This window comes from Variovorax guangxiensis, assembly GCF_003952165.1.
Taxonomy (GTDB): Bacteria; Pseudomonadota; Gammaproteobacteria; order Burkholderiales; family Burkholderiaceae_C; genus Variovorax; species Variovorax guangxiensis.
Genome location: NZ_RXFT01000024.1, coordinates 28,989 through 51,294, shown reverse-complemented (window position 1 = coordinate 51,294; position 22,306 = coordinate 28,989). Strand labels below are relative to the sequence as shown.

The following is a 22,306-nucleotide window of genomic DNA, read 5'->3' as shown; positions in this document are numbered from 1 at the left end:
TCGCTCCTGCGGTTGGGTTATCTGGGAGGGGAAAATCGCGATTCTGGCACCCCTGCCACAATTACGCCCCTGATGACGACCTCTACGCCCACCTCGCCCGCCTACATCCTGAACCTCTACTGCCCCGACCGGACGGGCATCGTGCACGCCGTTTCGGGCTTCCTGCTCGAGCACGGCGCCAACATCGAGGAGGCGGCCCAGTACAACGACCACGACACGGGTCTTTTCTTCATGCGCGTGCGCTTCGCCTGCGGCGCCCACAGCGAGGCCGTGCTGCGCGAGGAACTCAAGGCCTTCGCCACCGGCTTCGGCATGACGCTGCAGCTGCACGCGGCCGCCGAGCCGATGAAGACGGTCATCATGGTCAGCAAGGAAGGCCACTGCCTCAACGACCTGCTGTTCCGCTGGAAGAGCGGCCTGCTCGCCATCGACGTGCGCGCCATCATCTCGAACCACCGCGACTTCTACCAGCTGGCCGCCAGCTACAACGTGCCTTTCCACCACATCCCGGTGACGGCCGCGACCAAGGCGCAGGCCGAGGCAAAGCAGTTGGAAATCATCGAAGCCGAGGGCGCCGAACTCGTGGTGCTCGCGCGCTACATGCAGATCCTGAGCGACAACCTCTGCCGCAGCCTCTCGGGCCGCGCGATCAACATCCACCACTCGTTCCTGCCGAGCTTCAAGGGCGCCAAGCCCTACTACCAGGCCCACGACCGCGGCGTGAAGCTGATCGGCGCCACCGCCCACTACGTGACGGCCGACCTCGACGAAGGCCCGATCATCGAGCAGGACGTGGCCCGTGCCGACCACACCGATACGGTGGAAGACCTCACGGCCCGCGGCCGCGACACCGAAAGCCAGGTGCTGGCGCGCGCGGTGAAGTGGCACAGCGAGCACCGGGTGCTGCTGAACGGGCACCGGACGGTGGTGTTCCGCTGAGCATCCGGCAGCAGGCCCCCAAATGAACATGCCCCCTCTTCAGGGGGCATGTTTGCTTAGGCAACGCCGTCAGTTGCGATTCGGATTGTTCGGCCGGCGGTCATAGCGGTTAGGCACGCCGTCGCCGTCACGGTCCCAGCGACCCGCGTTGTACTGCCAGCGGCCGCCTTCCTGGCGCCACTCCGGCGCGCGGTAGGCGTAGCCCGGGCGGGCGCGGACCCAGCCGCCGCCGATCCACACGTGGCGGCCGCCACGCCACTCGTAATGTCCCGGCGCCCACACGTAGCCGCGGCGCGGCGGGGGAACGCGCTCATAGCGCGGCGGAGGCGGCGGCGTCTGGATGGTGATCACAGGCTGCGCCTGCACGGCCGTCGGAACGGTCAGTGCGCCCACCGACAGAAGCGATGCAGCGCCGACAGAAAGAGCCAATGCAAGTTTTTTCATGAAGAACTCCTCATGAGTTGTTGGAGGAGCCTTCATGCTGCCCAGCCCTTGTGAACCTCCTGTAAGCCGTGCACGAAGTCTTGTGTAAAGCTGTGACGCGCCTTTGGGGTCTTTTTGGCTCTTGCTAGCGCTCACTCACACGCGCAGAAAGCCCGAAAAAGGCTCACTCCTGCAGTTCGCGCAGGTCGATGGCCGCCGCCATCGCCGCATGGCCGGCCTTGTTGGGGTGCAGGTGGTCGCCCGAATCGAACAGCGGGTTCAGCGCCTGCGGGTCGGCCGGGTCACGCAGCGCGGCGTCGAAGTCGATCACGCCGTCGATGTCCTGCTTGCCGCGGATCCAGCGGTTCACGGCCTCGCGCATGGCCTCGTTCGATTCGCTCCAGTAGGGCGTATTCCTGAACGGCGGCACGGTGCCTATCAGCACCTTCAAGCCCTTGGCGCGCGCCTGCTTCACGAGCTGCTGCAGCCCCTCGGTGATGCGCTCGGCCGTCGGCATGTCGCGCGGCTTCAGTTCAGCGCCCGGCACCTTGGCGAACATCGCGCGGCCGATGTCGTTGGTGCCCAGCAGGATGATCGCGTGCGTCGCGCTGCTCTGCTTCAGCACGTCGAGCTCGAAGCGCGAAAGGCCGCTGGGCCCGATGCCATCGGCCAGCAGGCGGTTGCCTCCAATACCCAGGTTGAGCACGGCGACGTCCTGTCCGCCAGGCTGGGTATCGCGCAGGCGCGTGGCCAGCATGTCGGGGTAGGCGCCGGTGGTGGCCTCCGTGGTGCCCGCCGTGATCGAATCGCCGAATGCCACGACGGTGCGAACGGACTTGGTGGTGAGTACGTCGAGCCCCGTCACGATCTGGTTGAGTACCAGCGTCGCCGGGTTCCTGAGCTTTGGCGTCATCACCGCGTTGCCGGCCGTCACCCACGTCGTGCCCGACTCCACCATCGACACCGTGGCGAAGGGCGTGGCGCGATCGAAGAAGGCGCTCACCATCACGGTCTGGCCCGCCTGCACCGGCAGGTCGATGCCGTCGCTCCAGGCCTCCGCGCCCGGGGCGATGGTGAGGCTGCTGCGGCCGCCGAAATGAAGCACGCGCAGCGTTGTCGGCGAGAACGCCTCGGCACCGGTGCCGCGCGCAACGCTCGCCGCGGCGATGCGCAGCGGCGTCTTGCCGAAACGATTGGAAAAACGGATGCGGATGCGCTCTCCGTCGAGCGACAGCTCCACCTTCTGGCGAAGCGTCTGCCCGCGCAGGTCATTGCCCGCGGGCGACGAGTAGCTGCCGCCGCCGGGGCTGGCGGCCATCTCGGCGAAGTCGACGGGCGCAACGGCCCAGCTCGCGACCCAGTGTGCCTCGGCAGGCTGGCGCGGACGCCCGTCGGGCGTGACGGCATGCACGCCGACGGCCAGCAGGGCAAGGAAGGAGGCAGCCACCCAGTGTGCGACGGCCACGTCGCGAAGGCGGGCCGCCCATCGGGAAAGCAGGTTCATGCACGCAAAGCGAATCAGTGTACGGAGCCACCGATCCCCCGAACGTGACGAGGTCTAAAGCCCGGTTACCAGGTGTCTACGTAAGCGACGGCCGCTCCTTGCGCCTTCGTCGCGGAAGACAGCCCACGCACCAACCAGGTGCGCGTGTCGGCCGGGTCGATCACTGCGTCGATTTCCAGCGTCTGTGCCATGTGGATGGCCTCGCCGTTCTCGTACTGCTGCGCCACCAGCTTTTTGAACAGCGCATCGCGCTCGGCGCCTTCGGGCGCGGCGGCCAGCTCCTTGCGAAAGCCCAGCCGCACGGCACCTTCCAGCCCCATCGCGCCGAATTCGCCCGTGGGCCAGGCCACCGTGAAAACAGGCGCATCGAAGCCGCCGGCCGTCATCGCCTGCGCGCCCAGGCCATAGCCCTTGCGCAGCACCACGGCGAAGAAGGGCACGCGCAGATGCGAGGCCACCATGAACATGCGGCACACGTGCCGAACCTGCGCCTGCGCCTCGATCTCGGGCCCGACCATGAATCCGGGCGTGTCGCACAACGAAACAATTGGAAGGCCGTGCGCATTGCACAGCTGCATGAAGCGCGCGGACTTGTCGGCCGCTTCCACGTCGATGGCGCCGCCCAGGTGATGCGGGTTGTTGGCCATCAGCCCGACCGGCCTGCCCTCGATGCGCGCGAGCGCGGTGACGATGCCCGCGCCGAAGCCCGCGCGCAGCTCGAGCAGCGAGCCGGTATCGGCCACGCCGCGCATCGCGGCGCGCACGTCGTACACGCGCAGGCGGTTCTCGGGCACCACGTGGCGCAGCGTGCGCGGGTCGGCGCACTGCCAGTCGGTGGTCGCGCCCTGGAAGTACGAGAGGTACTGCTTCGCGGCGGCCACGGCCGCGGCCTCGTCTTCCACCAGGATGTCGATCACGCCGTTGCGCGACTGCACGCCGCTCGGCCCGATCTGCTCCGGCGCGAAGGTGCCGAGCCCACCGCCCTCGATCATCGCGGGGCCGCTCATGCCGATGTTGCTGCCCTTGGTGGCGATGATCACGTCGGCGCAGCCCAGCAGCGCCGCATTGCCCGCGAAGCAGCGGCCATGCACGATGCCCACCACCGGCACCTTGCCCGAGAGCGCCGCGAACTGGCTGAAGGTGTGGTTGTTGAGGCCGGCCACGATCGGCATGTCGGTGTCGCCCGGCCGCCCGCCGCCGCCTTCCGCGAACAACACCACCGGCAGCTTCAGCTGGTGCGCCACAGCCAGCAGCCGGTCGGTCTTGTGGTGGTTGCGCATGCCCTGCGTGCCGGCCAGCACGGTGTAGTCGTAGGCCAGTACCGCGCAGCGCGAGGCCTCGGGACCGAACTGCTTCGCGTTGACGCTGCCCAGCCCCGTGACCATGCCATCGGCAGGCGTGTTGGCGATGAGGTCTTCCAGCGTGCGCCGCCGCGTCTGCGCGGCGATGGCGAGCGCGCCGTATTCGATGAAGTTGGCGGGGTCGCAGGCGGTGTCACACAGGTCCGCAATGTTCTCTCGCGCGGTGCGCCCGCCCTGTGCGTGGCGCTTGTCGACGGCCGCCTTGCGGTTGGCGTCGAGCGTGTAGGCATGGCGGTCGATCACCTTGCGCAGGTCGGGGCGGATCGCATCGAGATCGTGCTCGGCGCGTGCCTCGGCCTGCACGGCCTGCGCATCGACGGCTTCGAGCCGCACCAGCGACTGCCCTTCGACGAGATAGTCGCCCGGTGCGGCCAGCAGCGCCACCACGCGGCCGGCCACCGGCGCGTGCAGAAGGTGCTCCATCTTCATCGCCTCGAGCACGCCGAGCTGCGCGCCGACCGGCAGCACGTCGCCCACCTCGACCTCGAACTGCACCAGGCGCGCGGGCATCGGTGCTTTGACCGTGAGTTCGTCCGACTCGTCATCGGCAGCGACGGCCGCCTGCCCGGTCGGAGCAGCCACCGTCTTTCGCACCTGCTTCTCCAGCGTCGACGCGGCGGCGAGCAGATCGCCCAGATGCGCCTCCACGAAGCGCGTGTGCACCGCCTGCGTCGCGAACTCGGGCCGCGCCGCGATGGCGCGCAGCAGCGCGAGGTTGGTGGCGATGCCGTCGATGTGGCACTCGTCGAGCGCGCGCAGCGAGCGGCGCAGCGCGTCCTCGAAGCGCGGCGAGGGCGAATGCACGATGAGCTTGGCGAGCAGCGTGTCGTAGTGCGGCGAAGGCGCGAGGCCCGCATAGCCGTGCGTGTCCACGCGCACGCCGGGGCCGGCCGGCAGGTCGAAACGCGCAAGCGTGCCGCCCGAGGGCCGAGCGTTGCCCTGCGCATCGAGGGTCTCGGCGTTGATGCGCCACTGCACAGCGAAGCCGCGCTGCGGCGCCGTGCGGCCGGCCTCCACGCCAAGTTCGGAAAACGGCTGGCCGGCGGCCACGGCGATCTGCAGCTGCACCAGGTCCAGCCCCGTCACCGCCTCGGTCACCGTGTGCTCCACCTGCAGGCGCGGATTGGCCTCGATGAACACGAAGGGCAGCGTCGCCGATGCCGCATCGACCAAAAACTCGAAGGTGCCGAGCCCGCGGTAGCTCACCGCCTTGGCCATGCGCAGCGCGGCCTGCGTGACCTGCGCGCGCAACGCCTCGGGCAGCGAGGGGCTGGGCGCGATCTCCACCAGCTTCTGGAAGCGCCGCTGCAGCGTGCATTCGCGTTCGCCGAGGCTGGCCACGGCCTTGCCGTCGCCGATCACTTGCACCTCGATGTGCCGCGCGTTCAGCATCAGTCGCTCGACGTACACGCCCTCGATGCCGAAGGCCGCCCTGGCTTCGGACATGCAGCGCGCATGCGCCTCGGGCAGATCCTGCGCATTGAGCACGGCCCGCATGCCGCGCCCGCCACCGCCGCCGATGGCCTTGACCATGACGCCCGCGCCCTGCGCCTGTTGCTCGGCGAAGAAGTCCTGCGCCTGCGCGAGCGTCACGGCGCCGGCGCTGCCGGGCATCACCGGCACATCGCATTGCGTGGCGAGTTCGCGCGCGCGTGCCTTGTCGCCGAACAGGCCGAGTTGCTCCGGCGTGGGCCCGATGAAGACCAGGCTCGCATCCGCGCAGGCCTGCGCGAAATCGGCGCGCTCGCTGAGGAAGCCGTAGCCAGGATGCACCGCATCGCAGCCCTGCGCCTTCGCCACGGCGATGAGCGCGGCGACGTCGAGGTATGCGGAGGGGCCGGTGGCATCGAGCGCCACCGCCGTGTCGGCCAGCTGCACATGCAGCGCGGCGGCATCGTCTCGCGCATGCACCGCCACGCTGGCGATGCCCAGGTCGCGCAGCGCGCGTACCAGTCGCACCGCGATCTCGCCGCGGTTGGCAATCAGAACTTTGGAAAACAGCAAACGGAACCTCTCAGCTTTTGTCTTTGAGCAGGCGGCGCAGCACCTTGCCCGCACCGGTGGTGGGCAGCGCGTCGATGAAGCTCACCGCGCGCGGCGCCTTGTAGCTCGCCATGTTGTCGCGCGCCCAGGCGATGAGCGCATCGGCTTCGAGCACGGCACCGGGCTTGCGCACGATGAAGGCCTTCACCACCTCGCCCTTTTCGGCGTCGGGCTGCGCGACGACGGCCGCCTGCGCCACCGCCGGATGCTTGATGAGAATGGTCTCGACCTCCTCGGGGAACACGCTGTAGCCCGAGACCTTGATCATTTCCTTGAAGCGGCCGATGAAGGTCAGGTAGCCGTCGGCGTCGATCTTGCCCATGTCGCCCGTGTGCACCCAGCCGTCGCGCAGCGTGGCGGCGGTGGCCTCGGGCTTGTTCCAGTAGCCCTTGAAGGTGCCGGGGCTGGTGAGCACGATCTCGCCGACCTCGCCCGCGGGCAAGTCGGCCTGCGTGTCGGCATCGACGATGCGGATCGTCACGCCCGGCACCGGCACGCCTTGCGTGCCCCAGCGCGGCGCATGGTGCGGCGTGTAGGTGTCGCAGGTGTAGGTCTCGCTCAGGCCGTAGGCGGCCTCGAAGGACGTGCAGTTGGGCGCATGCGAGCGCCACTGCAGCGCCAGCGGCTCGGTGAAGGCGATGCCGAAGCTGGTCACCGGGTTCATCTTCAGGCTGCGCAGGTCGAAGGATGCGATGTCCGGCACCTGCATGCAGGCCACGTTCATCGGCGCGATGCTGTACCACCAGCTCACCTTGTACGCGGCGATGGCCTGCAGCGCCGCGCGCGGGTCGAAGCGGTGCAGCAGCACCGAGACGGCGCCGGTGAGCACCGGCACGTTGACGCCCATCAGCATGCCGGCGATGTGATACAGCGGCGCGATCGAGAGCAGCCGGTCGTCAGGCCCAACGCCGTTGCAGTCGGCCGCTGCGCGCGTCTTGAAGAGCGCGTTGCCGTAGCTCAGCATCGCACCCTTGGGCAGTCCGGTGGTACCGGATGTGTACGTCATGAGCGCCACGTCGTCCATGCCGATGGCCACCGGCTGCGGCTTCGCATCGGCGCGCATCACGGCGAGGAAGTCTTCGCAGTCCTCGGGCACGCTGCGTTCCGCCCTGCGTTCGGCGGCGAGTTCGGCCGGAAGGTCGAGCGCAGGATCCGCCGGCAGCAGGTCGGCGTAGTGCACCACGAACACGTGCTCGAGCGAGCTCCCGGGCTGCACCTTGCGCACCACCGGCAGCAGCGGCGCAGCCGCGACGATCACGCGCGCCTTCAGGTCGTTGACCTGGTAGGCCAGCTCGTGCTCCTTGTTGAGCGGCCCGCTCGGGCAGACGATGGCGCCGATCTTCTGGATGCCGAAGTGCGCCACCAGGTACTGCGGGCAGTTGTTGAGGAAGAGCACCACCGGCTCGCCCTTCTCCACACCCAGCGCCTGCAGCCGCGCGGCGAAGGCGTCGCTGGCGCGGTCGAGCGCGCTCCAGCTCGTCGCGTGGCCGTACCAGATGCAGGCGGGGCTGTCGCCGCGCTCTCGCGCGTGGGTGCGCAGGTACTCGTGCAGGGGCTGCTGCGGGCGGTCGGGCAATGTCTCCATGGCGTCACTTTCTCAGGGTTATCGATAGCAGCCCGCAAGGGGCTGGCGCTTGCCAATGGTGCATGGTGCACGAACAATCCTACCCATGGGTATAACTTCCGCGACACGGCAAAAACCCTCTGGCTCCGCTGACCAGAGCGGCGTCACGGCGCAGCCGCACCTGCCCCAGGGCACGGGCCGCCAGCGCGCGGCCACGCAGGGCACCGACACGCAGCGCGAGCGCATCCTGCAGGCGGCCGCGCAGCTCTTCGCGGCACAGGGCTACGCCAATACCACCATGGCGCAGATCGTGCGCGAGCTGGGCATGACCAAGCCCTTCGTGTACTACTACTTCCGCGACAAGCAGGAGATCTTCGAGACGCTGTCGTGGCGTCCCGCGGTCGACTGCTTCACCGCGCTCGACTTCGCCGCCACCGATCCGCGCCGCGCAAGCGAGAAGGTGCTCGACGGCCTGGAGCGGCTGATCCGCGCGACCATCTCGCACCACCCGGTGGCCTTCTTTCCCTACCGCGAGCCGCAGGTGTACCGGCCCGAGTACATCGCCGCGCAGAAGAAGCTGGCGCATCACTTCTACGAGCGGCTGTGCCCGCTGCTCGAAGAGGCGCGCGCCGACGGCGACCTCGACTTCACCGAGACCAAGATCACCGCGCTCGCGGCCTGCAGCCTGCCGGGCTTCCTCTACAGCTGGTACCGCCCGGGCGGGCGCCTCTCGCCCGACGAGGTCGTGGCCGAGCTCACGAAGCTGGCCAGCCGCGTGATCGGGCTGCGAATGAAGAACTGAAGACAACACCTCCGGAGACAAAGCACCATGAAGTTCAGGAAAGCGCCGCTGGCGCGGATCGCCCTTGCCTGCCTGCTGGCCGCGGCCGGCGCATCGCATGCCCAGCAGGCAACCTACAAGATCGCCTACATCGACCCGCTGTCGGGGCCCTTCGCCAACGTGGGCGAGCTGATGCTGATGCACACGCAGTACGCCATCGAGGACATCAATGCGAAGGGCGGCGTGCTCGGCGGCACGAAGCTGCAGCTGCTGCAGTTCGACAGCAAGCTCTCGGCCCAGGAAAGCCAGAGCGCGCTGCAGGCGGCGATCGACCAGGGCGCGAAGGCCATCGTGACCGGCGGCTCGGGCTCCTCGGTGGTCACGGCACTGGTGCAGTCGGTGGCGCGCTGGAACCAGCGCAACCCGGGCAAGGAGCTGATCGTGCTGAACCACTCCTCCATCGACCCCGAGATGACGGGCAAGGCCTGCAGCTTCTGGCACTTCCAGACCGAGGCCAACACGGCGATGAAGATGAAGGCGCTGGCCAACTACATCAAGAAGACGCCCGAGGTGAAGAAGGTCTACCTGCTGAACCAGGACTACGCGCACGGCAAGCAGTGGGCGAGCTACGGTCGCCAACTGGTGGGCCTGGCGCGGCCGGACATCCAGTTCGTGGGCGAGACGCTGCACCCCATCGGCCGCGTGAAGGACTTCTCCCCCTACATCGCCAACGTGAAGCAAAGCGGCGCCGACTCGGTCATCACCGGCAACTGGGGCCAGGACATGACGCTGCTGCTGAAGGCCGCGGGCGATGCCGGCTACAACCTGCGCTACTTCAACCACAGCGCGGGCTCGGTGCCGGGCACGGTCACGGCCGTGTCGCAGGCCAGGCTGGGCCAGCTGACCTGGGTGGCTGAATGGCACCCGGGCGAGGCCGACACGCCCAAGGTGGACGCGCTGGCCAAGGCCTACAAGGCCAAGACCGGCAAGGACTTCCTCGCACCGCGCATCGACATGACGCCGCGCCTGCTGGCCGCGGCCATCAACAAGGCCGGCTCCACCGACACGGTGAAGGTCGCGCATGCCCTGGAAGACCTGAGCTTCGACTCGGTGGTGGGCCCCGTGCGCATGCGCGCCGAAGACCACCAGCTGCTGCTGCCGCAGGTGGTCAACACCATCGTGCCGGTGGACGGCAAGACGGTGAAGATGGGCTGGGAAGGCACCAACTACGGCTTCCGCACCGACGCGGTCTATACCGGCAACGAGCTCGCGCAAGGCACGGAGTGCAAGATGGTCAGGCCCTGAGCGTGCACTTTCTTCGCGACTGCTGAAGAGGACGGGGGTTGTAAGGGAAACCCCGTCCTGCCTGCCGCCTGTGCCGTCGGGATACTCCGGCTTCGAAGCCCGGATATCAGAGGCGGGTCCATTCCAAAGGCACAACAAGACCATGGCAGGCAAAAACTCGCTCCATCCGATCCCGCATCCGGCGAAGAAACCCTTCGTCGGCAACCTGCTGTCGATCGGCTCCGACTCTCCCGTGCTCGACATGTGGAAGATCGCGCAGGACCTGGGCGGCATCTACTGGCTGGACATGCCGGGCATGCCGGTGATCGTGGTGTCCTCGCCCGCGCTGGTGGACGAGCTCTGCGAGGAAGAGCGCTTCGACAAGAGCACGCGCGGCGCGCTGCGCCGGCTGCGCGCAGCCTCCCACGGCCTCTTCACCTCCGACACGCACGAGGAGACCTGGTCGAAGCCGCACAACATCCTGCTGGCCAACTTCAGCCAGCGCGCGATGCAGGCCTACCACCCGATGATGCTGGACATCGCCGGGCAGCTGGTCACCAAGTGGGAGCGGCTGAACTTCGACGAAGAGGTGGACGTGGTGCGCGACATGACCGCGCTCACGCTCGACACCATCGGCCTGTGCGGCTTCGGCTACCGCTTCAATTCCTTCTACCGCGAAGGCTTCCACCCCTTCGTCGACGCGATGGTGCGCACGCTGGAGACGGTGCAGAACCGCCGCGGCCTGCCGCTGGAAGAGCTGATGCTGAAGAAGGAGCTCGCCCAGCAGCGCAAGGACATCCGCTACATGCACAAGATGGTGGAGGACATCATCGAGGAGCGGCGCGCGAGCGGCGCCGACATCGCCACCAAGCCCGACCTGCTGAGCTACATGATCGCGGGCGTGGACAAGAAGAGCGGCGAGAAGCTCACCGACAAGATGATCCGCGACGAGTGCATCGAATTCCTCATCGCGGGGCACGAGACCACCAGCGGCCTGCTCTCCTTCGCCATCTACTTCCTGCTGAACAATCCCGACGCCATGGCCAAGGCGCAGGCCGAGGTCGACAGCGTGTTCGGCCCTGACACCACGCAGAAGCCCACCTACGCGCAGGTCAACCGCCTGCAGTACGTGATGCAGGTGCTGAAGGAGTCGCTGCGCCTCTACCCCACGGCGCCCGCGATCTCGATGCGCGCAAAGGAAGAAACGAAGATCGGCGGCCAGTACACGATCAAGAAGAACAACATGGTCATCATGCATGCGCTGGCGCTGCATCGTGACAAGGGCGTCTGGGGCAAGGACGCCGACCGGTTCAACCCCGACCACTTCAGCCGCGAGGCAGAGCGCGAGCGCCCGGTGAACGCCTTCAAGCCCTTCGGCAACGGCCAGCGCGCCTGCATCGGGCGGCAGTTCGCACTGCAGGAGGCGGTGCTCACGCTGGGCATGATCCTGCAGCGCTTCAACCTGGTGGACCACACGGGCTACAAGCTGAAGATCAAGGAAGCGCTGACGATCAAGCCCGAGAACTTCAGGATCAAGGCGCTGCTGCGCGACCCGGCCACGCGCCCGCGCGGCAACATGAGCGATGCGGCCGCGGCGCCGGTGCAGCCCGCCAAGGCGGCCGAGCGCAAGCCGCAGGCGGCGCGCCATGGCACCTCGCTGCTGGTGCTGCAGGGCTCCAACCTCGGCACCGCCGAAGACCTGGCACGACAGCTCGCCGAGGCCGGCGAGATGCGCGGCTTCTCGACGCAGCTGGCCTCGCTCGACGACTACGCCGAACGGCTGCCGGCCAACGGCGCGGTCGCCATCGTCTGCGCCTCGTACAACGGTGCCGCACCCGACAACGCGGCGGAATTCCACCGCTGGCTCGACAAGGCCGACGACTCGCTCAACGGCGTGCGCTTCAGCGTCTTCGGTTGCGGCAACACCGACTGGGCCTCCACCTACCAGGCCGTGCCGCGCCGCATCGACGAGCGGCTCGAGGCGCTGGGCGCCGCGCGCATCCACTCGCGCGGCGAAGGCGATGCGCGCGAGGACATGGACGGCGCCTTCCAGGACTGGAGCGACGCACTCTGGCCTGCGCTGTCGAAGGCCTTCGGCATCAAGACGGGTGCCGACATGCCCGCGCAGAGCGAGCCGCTCTACACGCTGGAAGAGCTGCCGCCGCCGCAGAAGAACGCGATCGTCGATGCGCTCGGCGCGGTGGCGCTACGGGTGCTGGAGAACCGCGAACTGCAAAGCGGTGGCAACGGCGAGGCCGGCCGCTCCACGCGCCACGTCGAGCTGATGCTGCCCGAGGGCCTCGTCTACCGTGCCGGCGACCACCTGAGCGTGGTGCCGCGCAACAGCCCGGCGCAGGTCGAACGCGCGATGGCGCGCTTCGGCTTCGACCGCGCGGCCCATGTGCGGCTGCACGCGGCCACGGGCCGCAAGGCGGCGCTGCCGGTGGAGCAGGTGATTGCGGTAGACCGCCTGCTGGGCGACTATGTCGAGCTGCAGGACGTGGCCACGCGCAAGCAGATCGCCACGCTGGCGGCGTACACCGAGTGCCCGTTCACGAAACCCAGGCTGGAGGCCCTCTCGGGCAGCGACGAGGCCTCGCAGGCCGCATACAAGGCCGAGGTGCTGCACAAGCGCAAGTCGCTGCTCGACCTGCTGGAAGAGCACCGCGCCTGCCAGGTGCCGTTTGCCGTGTTCCTGGAGATGCTGTCGCCGCTCTCGCCGCGCTACTACTCGATCTCGTCCTCACCCGCGATGACGCCGGGCCGCTGCAGCGTGACGGTGGGCGTGGTGAGCGGGCCCGCCAAGTCGGGCATCGGCACCTTCGAGGGCGTGTGCTCCAACTTCCTGGCGCGCACCGAGGCCGGCGATACGGTGCACGGCGTTGTTCGCGAGACCACGGCCGAAGGCTTCAGGCTGCCGGAGGACGCGACCCGGCCGCTCATCATGATCGGCCCCGGCACCGGGCTCGCCCCGTTCCGCGGCTTCCTGCAGGAGCGCGCGGCGCAGGCCGAGGCGGGCACCGCGCTCGGCGAGGCGCTGCTCTTCTTCGGCTGCCGCCATCCCGAGCAGGACTTCATCTATGCCGACGAACTGCAGGCCTGGGCGCATCGCGGCCTGGTGAAGCTGCACACCGCCTTCTCGCGCGCCGGCGAGCGCAAGGTCTACGTGCAGGACCTGATCCGCGAGCAGGCCGCACACGTGTGGAAGCTGCTGGAAGCCGGCGCGGTGGTCTACGTGTGCGGCGACGGCTCACGCATGGAGCCCGATGTGCGTCGCACGCTGAGCGACCTTGCGCGCGAGCACGGGCACGACAGCACCACGTGGATGGACAAAATGATCGCGGACCAGCGCTACGTGCTGGACGTGTGGGCGGGGAACTGAGGCGGCGGCGGAAGCTCAGGCTTCCAGCGCCGGGGCGAAGGCGTCGAGCGTGCCGCGCACGCACCAGCCGTCGGCGGTCAGCGCCATCACCCTGTCGGAGAGCCCTTCGGACCCGGCAGCCGCCCTGAGCTTTTCGGCGGCAGCGCACATGCGGCCCAACGCTTCGGCTCCGCCGCGGCTCTCGGCGAAGTAGACGACGTCGCGTCTCGGCACCACCGCGATCAGCTCGCCCTCGAAGCCCTGCGCAAGCTGCTGCCAGAGATCGGGCAGCAGCAGCATGCAGGCCTCGAAGCCGTCGCCCGCGACGAGTGCCCTGTAGCAGCCGAAATCCCGCGTGCGGACGTTGGGCGCCACGAGCCGCAGCATGTTGTCGATGGCCAGTTCGTACATCGACTGCGTGTCGAGTCCTGTCTCCAGCAGCCCCTCGCGGGTCAGCGTGACGAACCGCGCCGAAGTGTCGACCACGAAGCTCACCAGCAGGTCGGAATCCGCGGCAAGGGGAAAGGCCACCGGCTCGTGCGCTTCGCGGTTGCCTCCGAGCGTCTCGATCAGGTCCAGCACCGGCCGCATCGCCTGCTCCACGAAGCCGGCATGCCTGATGCGGGGGTAGATGGGCGGGAGGCTGTGCATGGTGCGCCATTGTTTTGGGCGGACCAGCGGCGCCACAAGTGACGGAAGTCATGGCTCGCCGCAATCTTGCGCACACGAACGCAAGAACGCCGGAAATGCCCGATCTGTAGCAATCTATCGTCTTACTGGTGTTTCAGGCTCGAATTGCTACGATTTGCTTCGTCAGCCAAGAACCCAAGAGCTCCAGGGAGATTCCATGTCTGTCGGCGCAGCGCAGCTTGCGCGTGTCCTTACCGCTTCCTCGTCCGCCATGCCCACGCTCGGCAATGCGCCGGCGCTGGAACCCATCGCCATCGCAGGCGACGAGGGCCTGAGCAGCCTGTTTCGCTACACGCTGACGCTGGCCACGCCCGAGCAGCAGGGCTACAACGAGCGGCAGGCGGCCAACGTCGCCATCAAGCAGCTTGTGGGCGAAATGCTGGCCGCGCACATCGTGCTCGACGGCCGCCCGGGCTCCGGGCCGCAGCAGCGCCACATCTCGGGCCTCGTCACACGCGTACGCTTCCTGCGGCTGGAGAACCGGCGCGCGCTCTACGAAGCCGTGATCGAGCCCTGGCTCACGCTTGCCACGCGCACGAGCGACTACCGCATCTTCCAGAACCAGAACGTGCTGGACATCGTCAGGACGGTGCTCGGCAAGTACAGCCTGCCCTTCGAAGTCCGTGCAACGCGCAGCTATCCGCCGCGCGAGTTCCAGGTGCAGTACGGCGAGAGCGACCACGACTTCATCGCCCGGCTGCTGCACGAATGGGGCCTGTACTACTACTTCGAGCACGAGGAGAGCAGCCACAAGCTGGTCATCGTGGATGAGATGGCCTCGCACCAGCCCTTCGCCCACGAGGGCTACCAGAGCATCCCCTTCCACCCTGCGGACGCGACCGTGCGCGAGGAGCACTGCGACCGCTTCAACGCCTGCGAGGAGCTGCAAAGCGGCCGCTGGGTGACGGACGACTTCGACTTCACGCGCCCCAAGGCCGAGCTGCAGCAGATCAGCGCCATGCCGCGCAAGACCGCGCAGAACACCTGGGAGCGCTATGGCTGGCCAGGCGACTACGTCGTCGAGTCCGAAGGCGAGCAGCTGGTGCGCACGCGCATGGAGGAGACCGGCAGCCAGGGCGAGCTCGCCAGCGGCTCGGGCAACCTGCGTGCCGTGGTGCCGGGCTGCCTCATGACGCTGGAGCGGCATCCGCAGAACGAATCGAACCGGCAGTACCTGGTCACGCACGCGCATCTGCGGCTGCAGGACGTGGGCGACGCGAGTTCGCAGCAGGAGTTCGAATGCCGCGTCGACTTCGACGTGATTCCGTCGAGCAAGGTCTTCCGCGCGCCGGCGCCGCCGGTGCCCAGGCCGCGCACAACCGGGCCGCAGACCGCCATCGTCACCGGCCCGGCCGGCCGCGAGATCTGGACCGACGAGTACGGCCGCGTGAAGCTGAGCTTCCACTGGAACCGCTACTGTTCGAAGGACGAGAACAGTTCGTGCTGGGTGCGGGTGTCCTCGCCCTGGGCCGGCACCAACTTCGGCGGCATCCAGATCCCGCGCATCGGGCAGGAGGTGATCGTCGATTTCGAGAACGGCGACCCCGACCGGCCCATCGTCACCGGCCGCGTCTACAACGCCGACAACATGCCGCCGTGGCCCCTGCCCGACAACGCCACGCAGAGCGGCCTTCTCACGCGCAGCTCCGAGGGCGGCAGCGAGGCCAACGCCAACGCCTTGCGCTTCGAGGACAGGAAGGGTGCCGAGCAGGTGTGGCTGCACGCCGAGCGCAACCAGGACATCGAGGTCGAGCACGACGAGACCCATTCCGTGGGGCGCGACCGCAGCAAGAAGGTGGGCCGCAACCAGATGGCCACCATCGGCATGGCCTACATGCACAACGTGGGGCTGGCCAAGATGGTGAACATCGGCCTGGCCTACTCCTTCAACGTCGGCATGCTGCGCAACACCGCGGTCGGCATGATGGACAACACCATGGTCGGAAAGACGCAGACCACCAACGTCGGCGAGAAGTACCTGCTGTCCGTGGGCGGCGACAAGGGCAGCCACATCGAGATGGACGGCAAGACCATCTCGCTGCGCGTGGGCGCATCGGTGGTGCAGCTCAAGGCCGACGGCTCCATCGCGGTCACGGGCAGGAAGATCAACATCACGGCGCAGGGCGACGACGTGACCGTCAACGGCGAGCACATCTGGCTCAACCCCGTGGGCGGCGGCGCGGCGCTGCAGCCGGACGCGGTGCCCACCCCGCCGCCGGCCGAGCCTCCTGGCAGCCCGCTGGCGAGCCTGGGCGCGCTGATGGGCGGCAACCCGGCCGACCTGCTGGGCAAGGCGGGGCAGCTCGCGTCTATCGCGCAGCAGGTGGCCGGAAGCGCTGGTGGTGGCGGCGAAGCAGCTGGCCAGGTGACACAGGTACTGGGCACCGTCTCCGCGGCCGTTTCTGCCGGCGTCGGGAAGATGGCGGCGGACAGGGACGACAGTCATGGCTGAGCCCGCGCCGCCGATTCCCGAGCCGCGCCTCGCGCAACTGCGCAACGCGACGCCCTTTCCTCACTTCCAGTTCGACAAGATGGGCAAGGGCCGGCGCTTCCACGACGTGGTGGTGGTGTGCGCGAGCTTCGTTCTCGCGCCCGGGCGCCTGGAGCCGGCAGCGTTCCACCGCGGGCCGGTCTTCGCCGACGAGCCGTGGGACGCCGACCATGCCACGCTGTCGAGCCTGCGCGCCGCGACCGACCTGCTGCTGCGCAAGCCCGGTGCCGACGTCTACGTGACGGGCACCGCGCACGCCCCCGGCTGGACGCCGTCGAGCGAGTGGCATGCGCAGCTGCTGGTGCGCCGGCAGGAGGAAACGCTGCTGCACAAGGCGCTGCGCCTGACGGGCCCGCGGCACTGGAACTGGCAGGAGGACACCGCACAGCGCGGCCTGTCCGATCCGCAACCCACGCTCGCCGTGCCGCTGCGCTATGAACTCGCCTATGGCGGATGGGGCTTCGACCAGGGAGACGATGAAGCAGCCCAGCCCCGCACGCACGCAGCCAACCCCTGCGGCACCGGATGGTTCGGCAGCGCAGCCCGCGAAGACCACCCCGGAGGCCGCCACGCCACCGGGCAGCCGTTCTTCGGTCCGCAGATCGAATACGCCGGTGCACCGCTGCAGCACGCCAACCAGGAGGACGCGCAGCCCGCCGGCTTCAGCCCCATCGCGCGCTTCTGGCAGCCGCGTTTGGCGCTGGCCGGCACCTACGACGACGCCTGGCGCCAGCGTCATGCCGGACAGCCGTACATGGACTACGCCGACGATTTCGACGAGCGCTTCTTCCATTACGCGCCCGCCGACCAGGTCGTGGCCGCCGGCCTGCGAGGCGACGAGTCGGTGCGCATGAGCGGCTTCTTCGCATCCGCGCCGCATATCGAGTTCCAGCTGCCGCAGCTGGGGATCGAGGCGCTGTGCAGGGACGGCGGCGGCACCGAGCGCAGCGAGGCCATGCGTCTCGACACGGTCCACGTCGACCTCGACGAGATGCTCGTGCACCTGACCTGGCGGCTCACGCAGGACCAGGAGCTCGACACGGTGGCGGTCGATCTGTTCCACCGGCCGATCGCCGAGGCTGTCACGGGCATGGCGGAAGTTCATGGAGTGCCCGCATGAACACCGAGAAGCACATCGCCGATGCGGAGTCGGGCTTCATGGTGGTCAACGTCGTACCCGACTTCTGCATCGTCGGCAAGCAGGTCGTTCCCTTCGACATCGTGTCGATCCTTCCGCCCGAGAAGGCGGCCTACTCGCACACCGTGTTCGCGCGCAGCGAGAAGGTGCTGATGGTCGACAGCATCGTCAAGGGCGTGACAGGCAACGCCGGCAGCGGCGTGCGCTCGGGCGTCTCGCTGGGAGCGGGCAACGTGAAGATCATCTCGGGCTCGCAGACCGTCTTCGTCGAAAACCGTGCCGTGGCACGCCATGGCGATCTTTGCGAGATGAACGGATCGGCCTGATGAGTTCGACGCCCGACGACAAGAAGACGCTGGGACAGGTGCTGTCCACCTCTTCTTCGTCCCCCTTGTCGACCCCGGCCTTCAACAGCAACGGCACCCTCGGCCGAGTGCTGACCTTCGAGGTGCCCAAGGGGCCGATGCTGCGGCGCCGGCCCGGCATCTGCAGCGAACGGTACGAGCGCGAGAGGGCAGAGTTCGAGAAGCTCCCGTTGTACCAACGAATGTTCATCGGCACCGGCCGCGACGCGCGCCTGGAACCGACCGACGCACTGCAGTCGGCCAAGACCTTCCAGCGGGCATGCGAACAGATGCCCGACGAGATCCCGAAGGCGGCGCTGGACGACAAGCTCCAGCAGCTGAACGACCACTACAGCGGCAAGAACCCCCTGCCGCCCGAACAGTCTCTGGAGCTGAAAAGAAGGACATCCTTCCTGCAGGATGTGTATACGCCCGGGCCGCGCTGGGAGAACAGCACTTCCGGCGCAGAGAGCGCCTGGCTGAGCGAACAGAACCTGCGCTTCGGCAACTCGCTGGGCATCGCCTTGCTGGGCCCTCTGTTCGGTGCCCCTGGCGCCGCCACGCGTGTGCTCGGCGGGTCGGAACAGCAGGTTGCAGCGGCCAATCAGTTCGGGGCCAGCGCGTTCGACATGGCTACCGCGCATGTGGGCTTCGGCGGGAAGAGGCCTGCCCCCGAGCCTTTGCCGAAACCGGGGAGCGACGTGGTGCGTGGAGCACCTCTCGAGCCCGGCGTCAGGCCATCGCCTGGAGTCGTCGTGAAACGACCGGCGAGCAACTTCGGGGCACCGCTTTCCTCAAGGCACAGCATCCGTAGCGTGCGGCAAGGGGGCCTCAAGAAAGGCCAGAACACGGTCGCCGAACCCGGCATCGACATGAAGAGAGACGTCGATGCCATCAACGCCGGTCAGGGAACCAGGGACGGCAACTTCTATACAGTCAACGGCCGAACATACGAATTGATCCGCGGCGACCACCTGGTTCCTTCCAGCGGCCCGGGCTTTCATTCGCTCAATCGAGGGGAATTCGATGCACTGGGAATCTTCAACAAGTTCGGAGACACCCCCCAGGCCTTCGGTTACGCGACGAATGCCGCTGGCGAAGCTGGTGCAAACAGGGCCTTGAGTATCTGGAGACTTGGACAATGATCTGGTTTGACGCTGCGCTGGAACAGGCTGTTGGCGCAGAACCCCTGCGCCGCGGTCTGTCGACCCTCCTTGAGGTCAATTGCGACGCCGTGAAGGTGGTGCACGACATCACCGAGATGAGAAATGATGATCCTGCTACGTGCCTGGTCGATTCGCGATCAGGAGAAGCGTTCTCCCAGATCATTTCCATCTATCTGACGATCCCCATCCCCGAGCGCGGCATTCTGGATGGTGCCAGTCGTCTGGCGAAACTGCTTCAGGTCCGACTGCTGCTGGCCGATGACGAGAGCCAGGATCCATACGCGTTCATCCTCGTGTCAACGGCAGGATCGATGACCAAGGTTGAAGTGGATGCAGAGGAACTGGATTTGAACAACCGCTACGTGATCTTTGAGCCCAATGGCAATTCAGCCAGCACGTGACAGCGCAGTCATTGGCCGCACGTCCCGAACCTGACAAAAGCCACCAGCCAGGTCTTGTCAGGCGTCCCGATCCGGATCCGGATACACCAGTGGCCCCAGCACCCCGCGATTGAAGGGCTTCCACTGCCCCTCCGGCTGCGCCAGCCGGTCGGCCACCGCATAGAGCACCGCCGGATGCGCGCCCAGCCCCAGGTGGCTGGCGATGACTTCGATGTTCTCCGACTGCGGGCCGGTCTTCTCGATGCTGCAGCGCCATGCGACGACGCCGTCGGTGCGGCTGAAGATCGAGGTGGTTGGCACGGGCGGCGTGGGCTGCACGAACTTCATGCGGCGCGGGTCGTGCGAGCTCTGGCCGCTCACGCCTTCGTACACGCGCCATGCGTTGGTGGCGCGCGGGCTGCCCGAGAAGGGGCTGCCCAGGGTGATGACGCCGCGGATCATGTGCGAGTACGACGACGCCAGCATGCGCGCATACACGCCGCCGAGGCTCCAGCCGATGATGCTGACCTTCTGGCCGCTCTCGTCGTGCAGCTTCTTCAGCAGCTCGACCATGCCCTGCTCCACGCCTTCGCGCGGGCCGAAGTTGCGCCCCTGGCCCCAGCCGTGGGCGTCGTAGCCACGGCTGCAGAGGTAGCGGCGCAGCAGCAGCGTGGAGCCGTCGCCGGCCACCAGGCCCGGCAGCACCAGCACCGGGTGCCCGTCGCCGCGCGGCGTGAGCTGCAGCAGCGGCCACATGGCGATGCCTGCGCCCGTCTCCCACAGCGCGCGACCCTCGGCCAGCAGCAGCAGGCGCGACGGCGGGGTGAGGTCTTCCTTGGCGTAGGTGGCGGTAGCGCTGGTCATGATGGATGGCTCCTTTGTGGTTCTTGTATCTGCTTCAGAACGAAGGTGAGGCCGGCAAAGCGAATGCCCCGTCGGACGGCAGCGACATTTATCCGAGGTATTTGGCCCTCAGGTAATCGAGGTAAGCCCTCGATTCGCCGGAAACATACGGGGAAACCAGCGTGAGCGTGTAGAAGGCCGCAAGGCCAGGGTCGGCCTGCGCCAGCGCCTCGCGCCCCGGCACCAGCCGCTCGAAGGAGAGCCAGCAGGTGGTGGTGAAGACCATCTGCAGCGCCAGGATGCGGGCCTGCTCTGCGCTGGTCTCGATGACGCCCGAGGCCACGAGGCTCTCGCACAGCGTCTGCGCGGCCAGCAGGTTCTGCGCGGTGAGGGCCTGCGCGCGCTGGCCCAGGGCCGGGTATTCGCTGGCCAGGAAGGCCATGTCGCGGTAGATGAATCGATATTCGTCGATGGCCTCGAAGCGCAGGTGCAGCGCGAGCCAGAGGTCGTCGATGGCCGCGATGGAGGCCGACGAGCCGTTCAAGGCCTCCAGCCGCTGCTCGAAGCGCCGGAACAGCCATTCGACGATGAGCTGCTTGGCCTTGAAGTGGTAGTGCAGGTTGCCCGGGCTGATGCCCAGCTCGGCCGCGATCTTGTGGGTCGACACGGCCGCGAGGCCTTGCGCATTGAAGAGCGCCAGGCTGGCCTGCAGGATGCGGTCGCGCGTGGTGTTGGAGCTGGCCACAGGCGGCTTGCTGCGTTGCCTGCCGTTCAGCGCTTGCCGCGCCCGCGGGATGTGCCTGCGCCCGTGCCGGTGCCGGCTTCGAGCTGAGCCACGCGCTCGCGCAGCCTGGCCACCTCGTCGCGCAGGGCCCGCACCTCGGCCGCGTCGGGCATGCCCAGACGTTGCATGGCGGTGGCGACGCGCTGGTCGAACACGTCCTCGAACTTGCGGATGCCGAAGCTGTCGAGGCCCAGGCTGGGGACCTTGCCCTGGCCGATGCCGAGCAGGCCTTCGATCACGTTGGCCTGGCGCTTGGCGACGTCGTTGCGCACGTTGTCCAGTGCCTTGAGGCCGGCGCGCAGCAGGCCCTCGGCCTTGCTGCCCGTCTGCTCCGCCGCCTTCTTCGCGGCGGGGGCCTTCTTCTTCGCGGCCGGCGCCTTCCTGGCCGCCTTCGCGGGCGCCGCCCTCTTCTTCAACCTTGCAGTTTCGTCGGGACGGGTGGCCATTCGGTACTCCAGATGCCGGAAGAAAAATGAAAAGGGGCGCCATGCGCCCCAGGATCAGGCCGCCTTGCGGGCAGTAGCGCGGCGAACCGGCTTCTTGGCGGCGGCGGCCTTGGCCTTCACCGTGCGGACCGGCTTGGCGGCTTCTTCGGCGCCGTTCACGCGGGCTTCGATCTGCTTCGTGCCGGCGGCGATGCGGTCGGCGATCTGCACCGAGACGGTGGCCAGCGGCTGGTTCAGCGCGCCGAGGGCGTTGATCACCGAGGTGGCGACCGGCGATTCGACGCGGGCCACGCGGCCGGCGACGGCTTCGATGCCGCTGGTGGTACCGGCGGCGACGCGGTCCATCACCGAGACGATGCGGCCGGTGTCGATATCCACGCGGTTGGCCAGGAAGCCGTTGATCTTCTCCTGCGCGCCGATCAGGTTGGCCTTGACCTGCTCGCTCACCAGCGGAAGCTGGCGGCTGCCGAGGAATTCGCTGTAGCGCGAAGCGGCGCCGCCCAGCAGGCGGTGCACGCCGGCACGGTAGGCACCGACCAGGGTCTTGCCCGCGTCGTTGTACTGGCCGACGACGTGGACGGCAGCGGAGGCGATGAAGGTTTGCGTGGACATGATGAAGATTTCCTTGAAGTTGATGGGCTTCGCGAAGGAAACAGAGGGACTGGATCAGTCGCGATGGGCCTATCTTCTTCCAGGGGGCCTAGGCCTGGAAAACTAGAACGGTCGGAAAACTAGTCCAACTGCCCCAATTTTCTTTCCGGGCC

At 67.8% G+C, this 22,306-nt stretch carries 18 protein-coding genes; 9 read left to right on the top strand and 9 right to left on the bottom strand.

All coding sequences use genetic code 11. The features are described 5' to 3' along the window. Window positions 1–72: 72 nt before the first annotated feature. Window positions 73–939 carry a formyltetrahydrofolate deformylase gene (purU, locus tag EJP67_RS32420; RefSeq protein ID WP_126025818.1) on the top strand — a complete coding sequence of 289 codons (867 nt, stop codon included), beginning with the start codon at window positions 73–75 and terminating at the stop codon, window positions 937–939. A 69-nt stretch (window positions 940–1,008) separates the two neighbouring features. Here purU and EJP67_RS32415 read toward each other — a convergent pair whose 3' ends face one another. The 4 genes from EJP67_RS32415 to EJP67_RS32400 all read right to left on the bottom strand — a co-directional run bounded on the left by EJP67_RS32415 (window position 1,009) and on the right by EJP67_RS32400 (window position 7,855). Further along, window positions 1,009–1,383 carry a YXWGXW repeat-containing protein gene (locus tag EJP67_RS32415; RefSeq protein WP_126025817.1) on the bottom strand — a complete coding sequence of 125 codons (375 nt, stop codon included), beginning with the start codon at window positions 1,381–1,383 and terminating at the stop codon, window positions 1,009–1,011. A 163-nt stretch (window positions 1,384–1,546) separates the two neighbouring features. Continuing rightward, window positions 1,547–2,866, bottom strand: a complete 1,320-nt coding sequence (locus EJP67_RS32410; protein ID WP_126025816.1) for a GDSL-type esterase/lipase family protein — start codon at window positions 2,864–2,866, stop codon at window positions 1,547–1,549. Between the two features lie 65 nt (window positions 2,867–2,931). Continuing rightward, on the bottom strand, window positions 2,932–6,228 hold the full coding sequence (locus EJP67_RS32405; RefSeq protein ID WP_126025840.1) for a carboxyl transferase domain-containing protein: 3,297 nt from the start codon (window positions 6,226–6,228) through the stop codon (window positions 2,932–2,934). A 13-nt stretch (window positions 6,229–6,241) separates the two neighbouring features. Beyond that, window positions 6,242–7,855 carry an AMP-binding protein gene (locus tag EJP67_RS32400; protein ID WP_126025815.1) on the bottom strand — a complete coding sequence of 538 codons (1,614 nt, stop codon included), beginning with the start codon at window positions 7,853–7,855 and terminating at the stop codon, window positions 6,242–6,244. A gap of 85 nt (window positions 7,856–7,940) precedes the next feature. Here EJP67_RS32400 and EJP67_RS32395 point away from each other — a divergent pair, with 85 nt between their 5' ends. The 3 genes from EJP67_RS32395 to EJP67_RS32385 all read left to right on the top strand — a co-directional run bounded on the left by EJP67_RS32395 (window position 7,941) and on the right by EJP67_RS32385 (window position 13,281). After that, window positions 7,941–8,636 carry a TetR/AcrR family transcriptional regulator gene (locus EJP67_RS32395; RefSeq protein WP_126025814.1) on the top strand — a complete coding sequence of 232 codons (696 nt, stop codon included), beginning with the start codon at window positions 7,941–7,943 and terminating at the stop codon, window positions 8,634–8,636. A gap of 27 nt (window positions 8,637–8,663) precedes the next feature. Then, window positions 8,664–9,920: a branched-chain amino acid ABC transporter substrate-binding protein gene (locus EJP67_RS32390; protein WP_126025813.1), complete on the top strand. Its 1,257-nt coding sequence runs from the start codon at window positions 8,664–8,666 to the stop codon at window positions 9,918–9,920. Between the two features lie 142 nt (window positions 9,921–10,062). Further along, window positions 10,063–13,281 carry a bifunctional cytochrome P450/NADPH--P450 reductase gene (locus tag EJP67_RS32385; protein WP_126025812.1) on the top strand — a complete coding sequence of 1,073 codons (3,219 nt, stop codon included), beginning with the start codon at window positions 10,063–10,065 and terminating at the stop codon, window positions 13,279–13,281. Window positions 13,282–13,296: 15 nt separating this feature from the next. Here the strand turns inward: EJP67_RS32385 and EJP67_RS32380 are convergent, their stop codons facing one another. Beyond that, complete coding sequence (locus tag EJP67_RS32380) at window positions 13,297–13,911, bottom strand: DUF1444 domain-containing protein (RefSeq protein WP_126025811.1); 615 nt, start codon at window positions 13,909–13,911, stop codon at window positions 13,297–13,299. A 196-nt stretch (window positions 13,912–14,107) separates the two neighbouring features. Here EJP67_RS32380 and EJP67_RS32375 point away from each other — a divergent pair, with 196 nt between their 5' ends. The 5 genes from EJP67_RS32375 to EJP67_RS32355 are packed head-to-tail and all read left to right on the top strand — an operon-like array spanning window position 14,108 to window position 19,490. Next, window positions 14,108–16,402 (top strand): type VI secretion system Vgr family protein, encoded by a 2,295-nt coding sequence (locus tag EJP67_RS32375; protein ID WP_126025810.1) that lies wholly within the window; start codon window positions 14,108–14,110, stop codon window positions 16,400–16,402. After that, entirely contained in the window at window positions 16,395–17,561 is a 1,167-nt protein-coding gene (locus EJP67_RS32370) for a DUF2169 family type VI secretion system accessory protein (protein ID WP_126025809.1), read from the top strand. Before EJP67_RS32375 ends, EJP67_RS32370 begins: the two co-directional genes overlap by 8 nt. Next, complete coding sequence (locus EJP67_RS32365; protein ID WP_126025808.1) at window positions 17,558–17,905, top strand: PAAR-like domain-containing protein; 348 nt, start codon at window positions 17,558–17,560, stop codon at window positions 17,903–17,905. The genes EJP67_RS32370 and EJP67_RS32365 overlap by 4 nt, the downstream gene beginning before the upstream one ends. After that, window positions 17,905–19,068: a hypothetical protein gene (locus EJP67_RS32360; RefSeq protein WP_126025807.1), complete on the top strand. Its 1,164-nt coding sequence runs from the start codon at window positions 17,905–17,907 to the stop codon at window positions 19,066–19,068. Before EJP67_RS32365 ends, EJP67_RS32360 begins: the two co-directional genes overlap by 1 nt. After that, window positions 19,065–19,490: a hypothetical protein gene (locus EJP67_RS32355; protein ID WP_126025806.1), complete on the top strand. Its 426-nt coding sequence runs from the start codon at window positions 19,065–19,067 to the stop codon at window positions 19,488–19,490. Before EJP67_RS32360 ends, EJP67_RS32355 begins: the two co-directional genes overlap by 4 nt. Window positions 19,491–19,547: 57 nt before the next feature. On the opposite strand, the gene EJP67_RS32350 is transcribed toward EJP67_RS32355, so the two are convergent. From EJP67_RS32350 to EJP67_RS32335, 4 genes are all read right to left on the bottom strand, one after another. Next, on the bottom strand, window positions 19,548–20,333 hold the full coding sequence (locus EJP67_RS32350; protein ID WP_126025805.1) for an esterase/lipase family protein: 786 nt from the start codon (window positions 20,331–20,333) through the stop codon (window positions 19,548–19,550). 88 nt (window positions 20,334–20,421) lie between these two features. Beyond that, a complete protein-coding gene (locus tag EJP67_RS32345; protein WP_126025804.1) occupies window positions 20,422–21,057 on the bottom strand; it encodes a TetR/AcrR family transcriptional regulator in 636 nt (211 codons plus the stop codon). A gap of 26 nt (window positions 21,058–21,083) precedes the next feature. Next, window positions 21,084–21,542 carry a phasin family protein gene (locus tag EJP67_RS32340; protein ID WP_126025803.1) on the bottom strand — a complete coding sequence of 153 codons (459 nt, stop codon included), beginning with the start codon at window positions 21,540–21,542 and terminating at the stop codon, window positions 21,084–21,086. A 54-nt stretch (window positions 21,543–21,596) separates the two neighbouring features. Further along, window positions 21,597–22,154, bottom strand: coding sequence for a hypothetical protein (locus EJP67_RS32335; protein ID WP_206169590.1), 558 nt, complete (start codon window positions 22,152–22,154; stop codon window positions 21,597–21,599). Between the last annotated feature and the right edge of the window lie 152 nt (window positions 22,155–22,306).

Bases quoted from the DNA above. Each gene is read 5' to 3' on its own strand.
- purU (WP_126025818.1), top strand. From the start codon at position 73: ATGACGACCTCTACGCCCACCTCGCCCGCCTACATCCTGAACCTCTAC.
- EJP67_RS32415 (WP_126025817.1), bottom strand. From the start codon at position 1,383: ATGAAAAAACTTGCATTGGCTCTTTCTGTCGGCGCTGCATCGCTTCTG.
- EJP67_RS32410 (WP_126025816.1), bottom strand. From the start codon at position 2,866: ATGAACCTGCTTTCCCGATGGGCGGCCCGCCTTCGCGACGTGGCCGTC.
- EJP67_RS32400 (WP_126025815.1), bottom strand. From the start codon at position 7,855: ATGGAGACATTGCCCGACCGCCCGCAGCAGCCCCTGCACGAGTACCTG.
- EJP67_RS32395 (WP_126025814.1), top strand. From the start codon at position 7,941: ATGGGTATAACTTCCGCGACACGGCAAAAACCCTCTGGCTCCGCTGAC.
- EJP67_RS32390 (WP_126025813.1), top strand. From the start codon at position 8,664: ATGAAGTTCAGGAAAGCGCCGCTGGCGCGGATCGCCCTTGCCTGCCTG.
- EJP67_RS32385 (WP_126025812.1), top strand. From the start codon at position 10,063: ATGGCAGGCAAAAACTCGCTCCATCCGATCCCGCATCCGGCGAAGAAA.
- EJP67_RS32380 (WP_126025811.1), bottom strand. From the start codon at position 13,911: ATGCACAGCCTCCCGCCCATCTACCCCCGCATCAGGCATGCCGGCTTC.
- EJP67_RS32375 (WP_126025810.1), top strand. From the start codon at position 14,108: ATGTCTGTCGGCGCAGCGCAGCTTGCGCGTGTCCTTACCGCTTCCTCG.
- EJP67_RS32370 (WP_126025809.1), top strand. From the start codon at position 16,395: ATGGCTGAGCCCGCGCCGCCGATTCCCGAGCCGCGCCTCGCGCAACTG.
- EJP67_RS32365 (WP_126025808.1), top strand. From the start codon at position 17,558: ATGAACACCGAGAAGCACATCGCCGATGCGGAGTCGGGCTTCATGGTG.
- EJP67_RS32360 (WP_126025807.1), top strand. From the start codon at position 17,905: ATGAGTTCGACGCCCGACGACAAGAAGACGCTGGGACAGGTGCTGTCC.
- EJP67_RS32355 (WP_126025806.1), top strand. From the start codon at position 19,065: ATGATCTGGTTTGACGCTGCGCTGGAACAGGCTGTTGGCGCAGAACCC.
- EJP67_RS32350 (WP_126025805.1), bottom strand. From the start codon at position 20,333: ATGACCAGCGCTACCGCCACCTACGCCAAGGAAGACCTCACCCCGCCG.
- EJP67_RS32340 (WP_126025803.1), bottom strand. From the start codon at position 21,542: ATGGCCACCCGTCCCGACGAAACTGCAAGGTTGAAGAAGAGGGCGGCG.
- EJP67_RS32335 (WP_206169590.1), bottom strand. From the start codon at position 22,154: ATGTCCACGCAAACCTTCATCGCCTCCGCTGCCGTCCACGTCGTCGGC.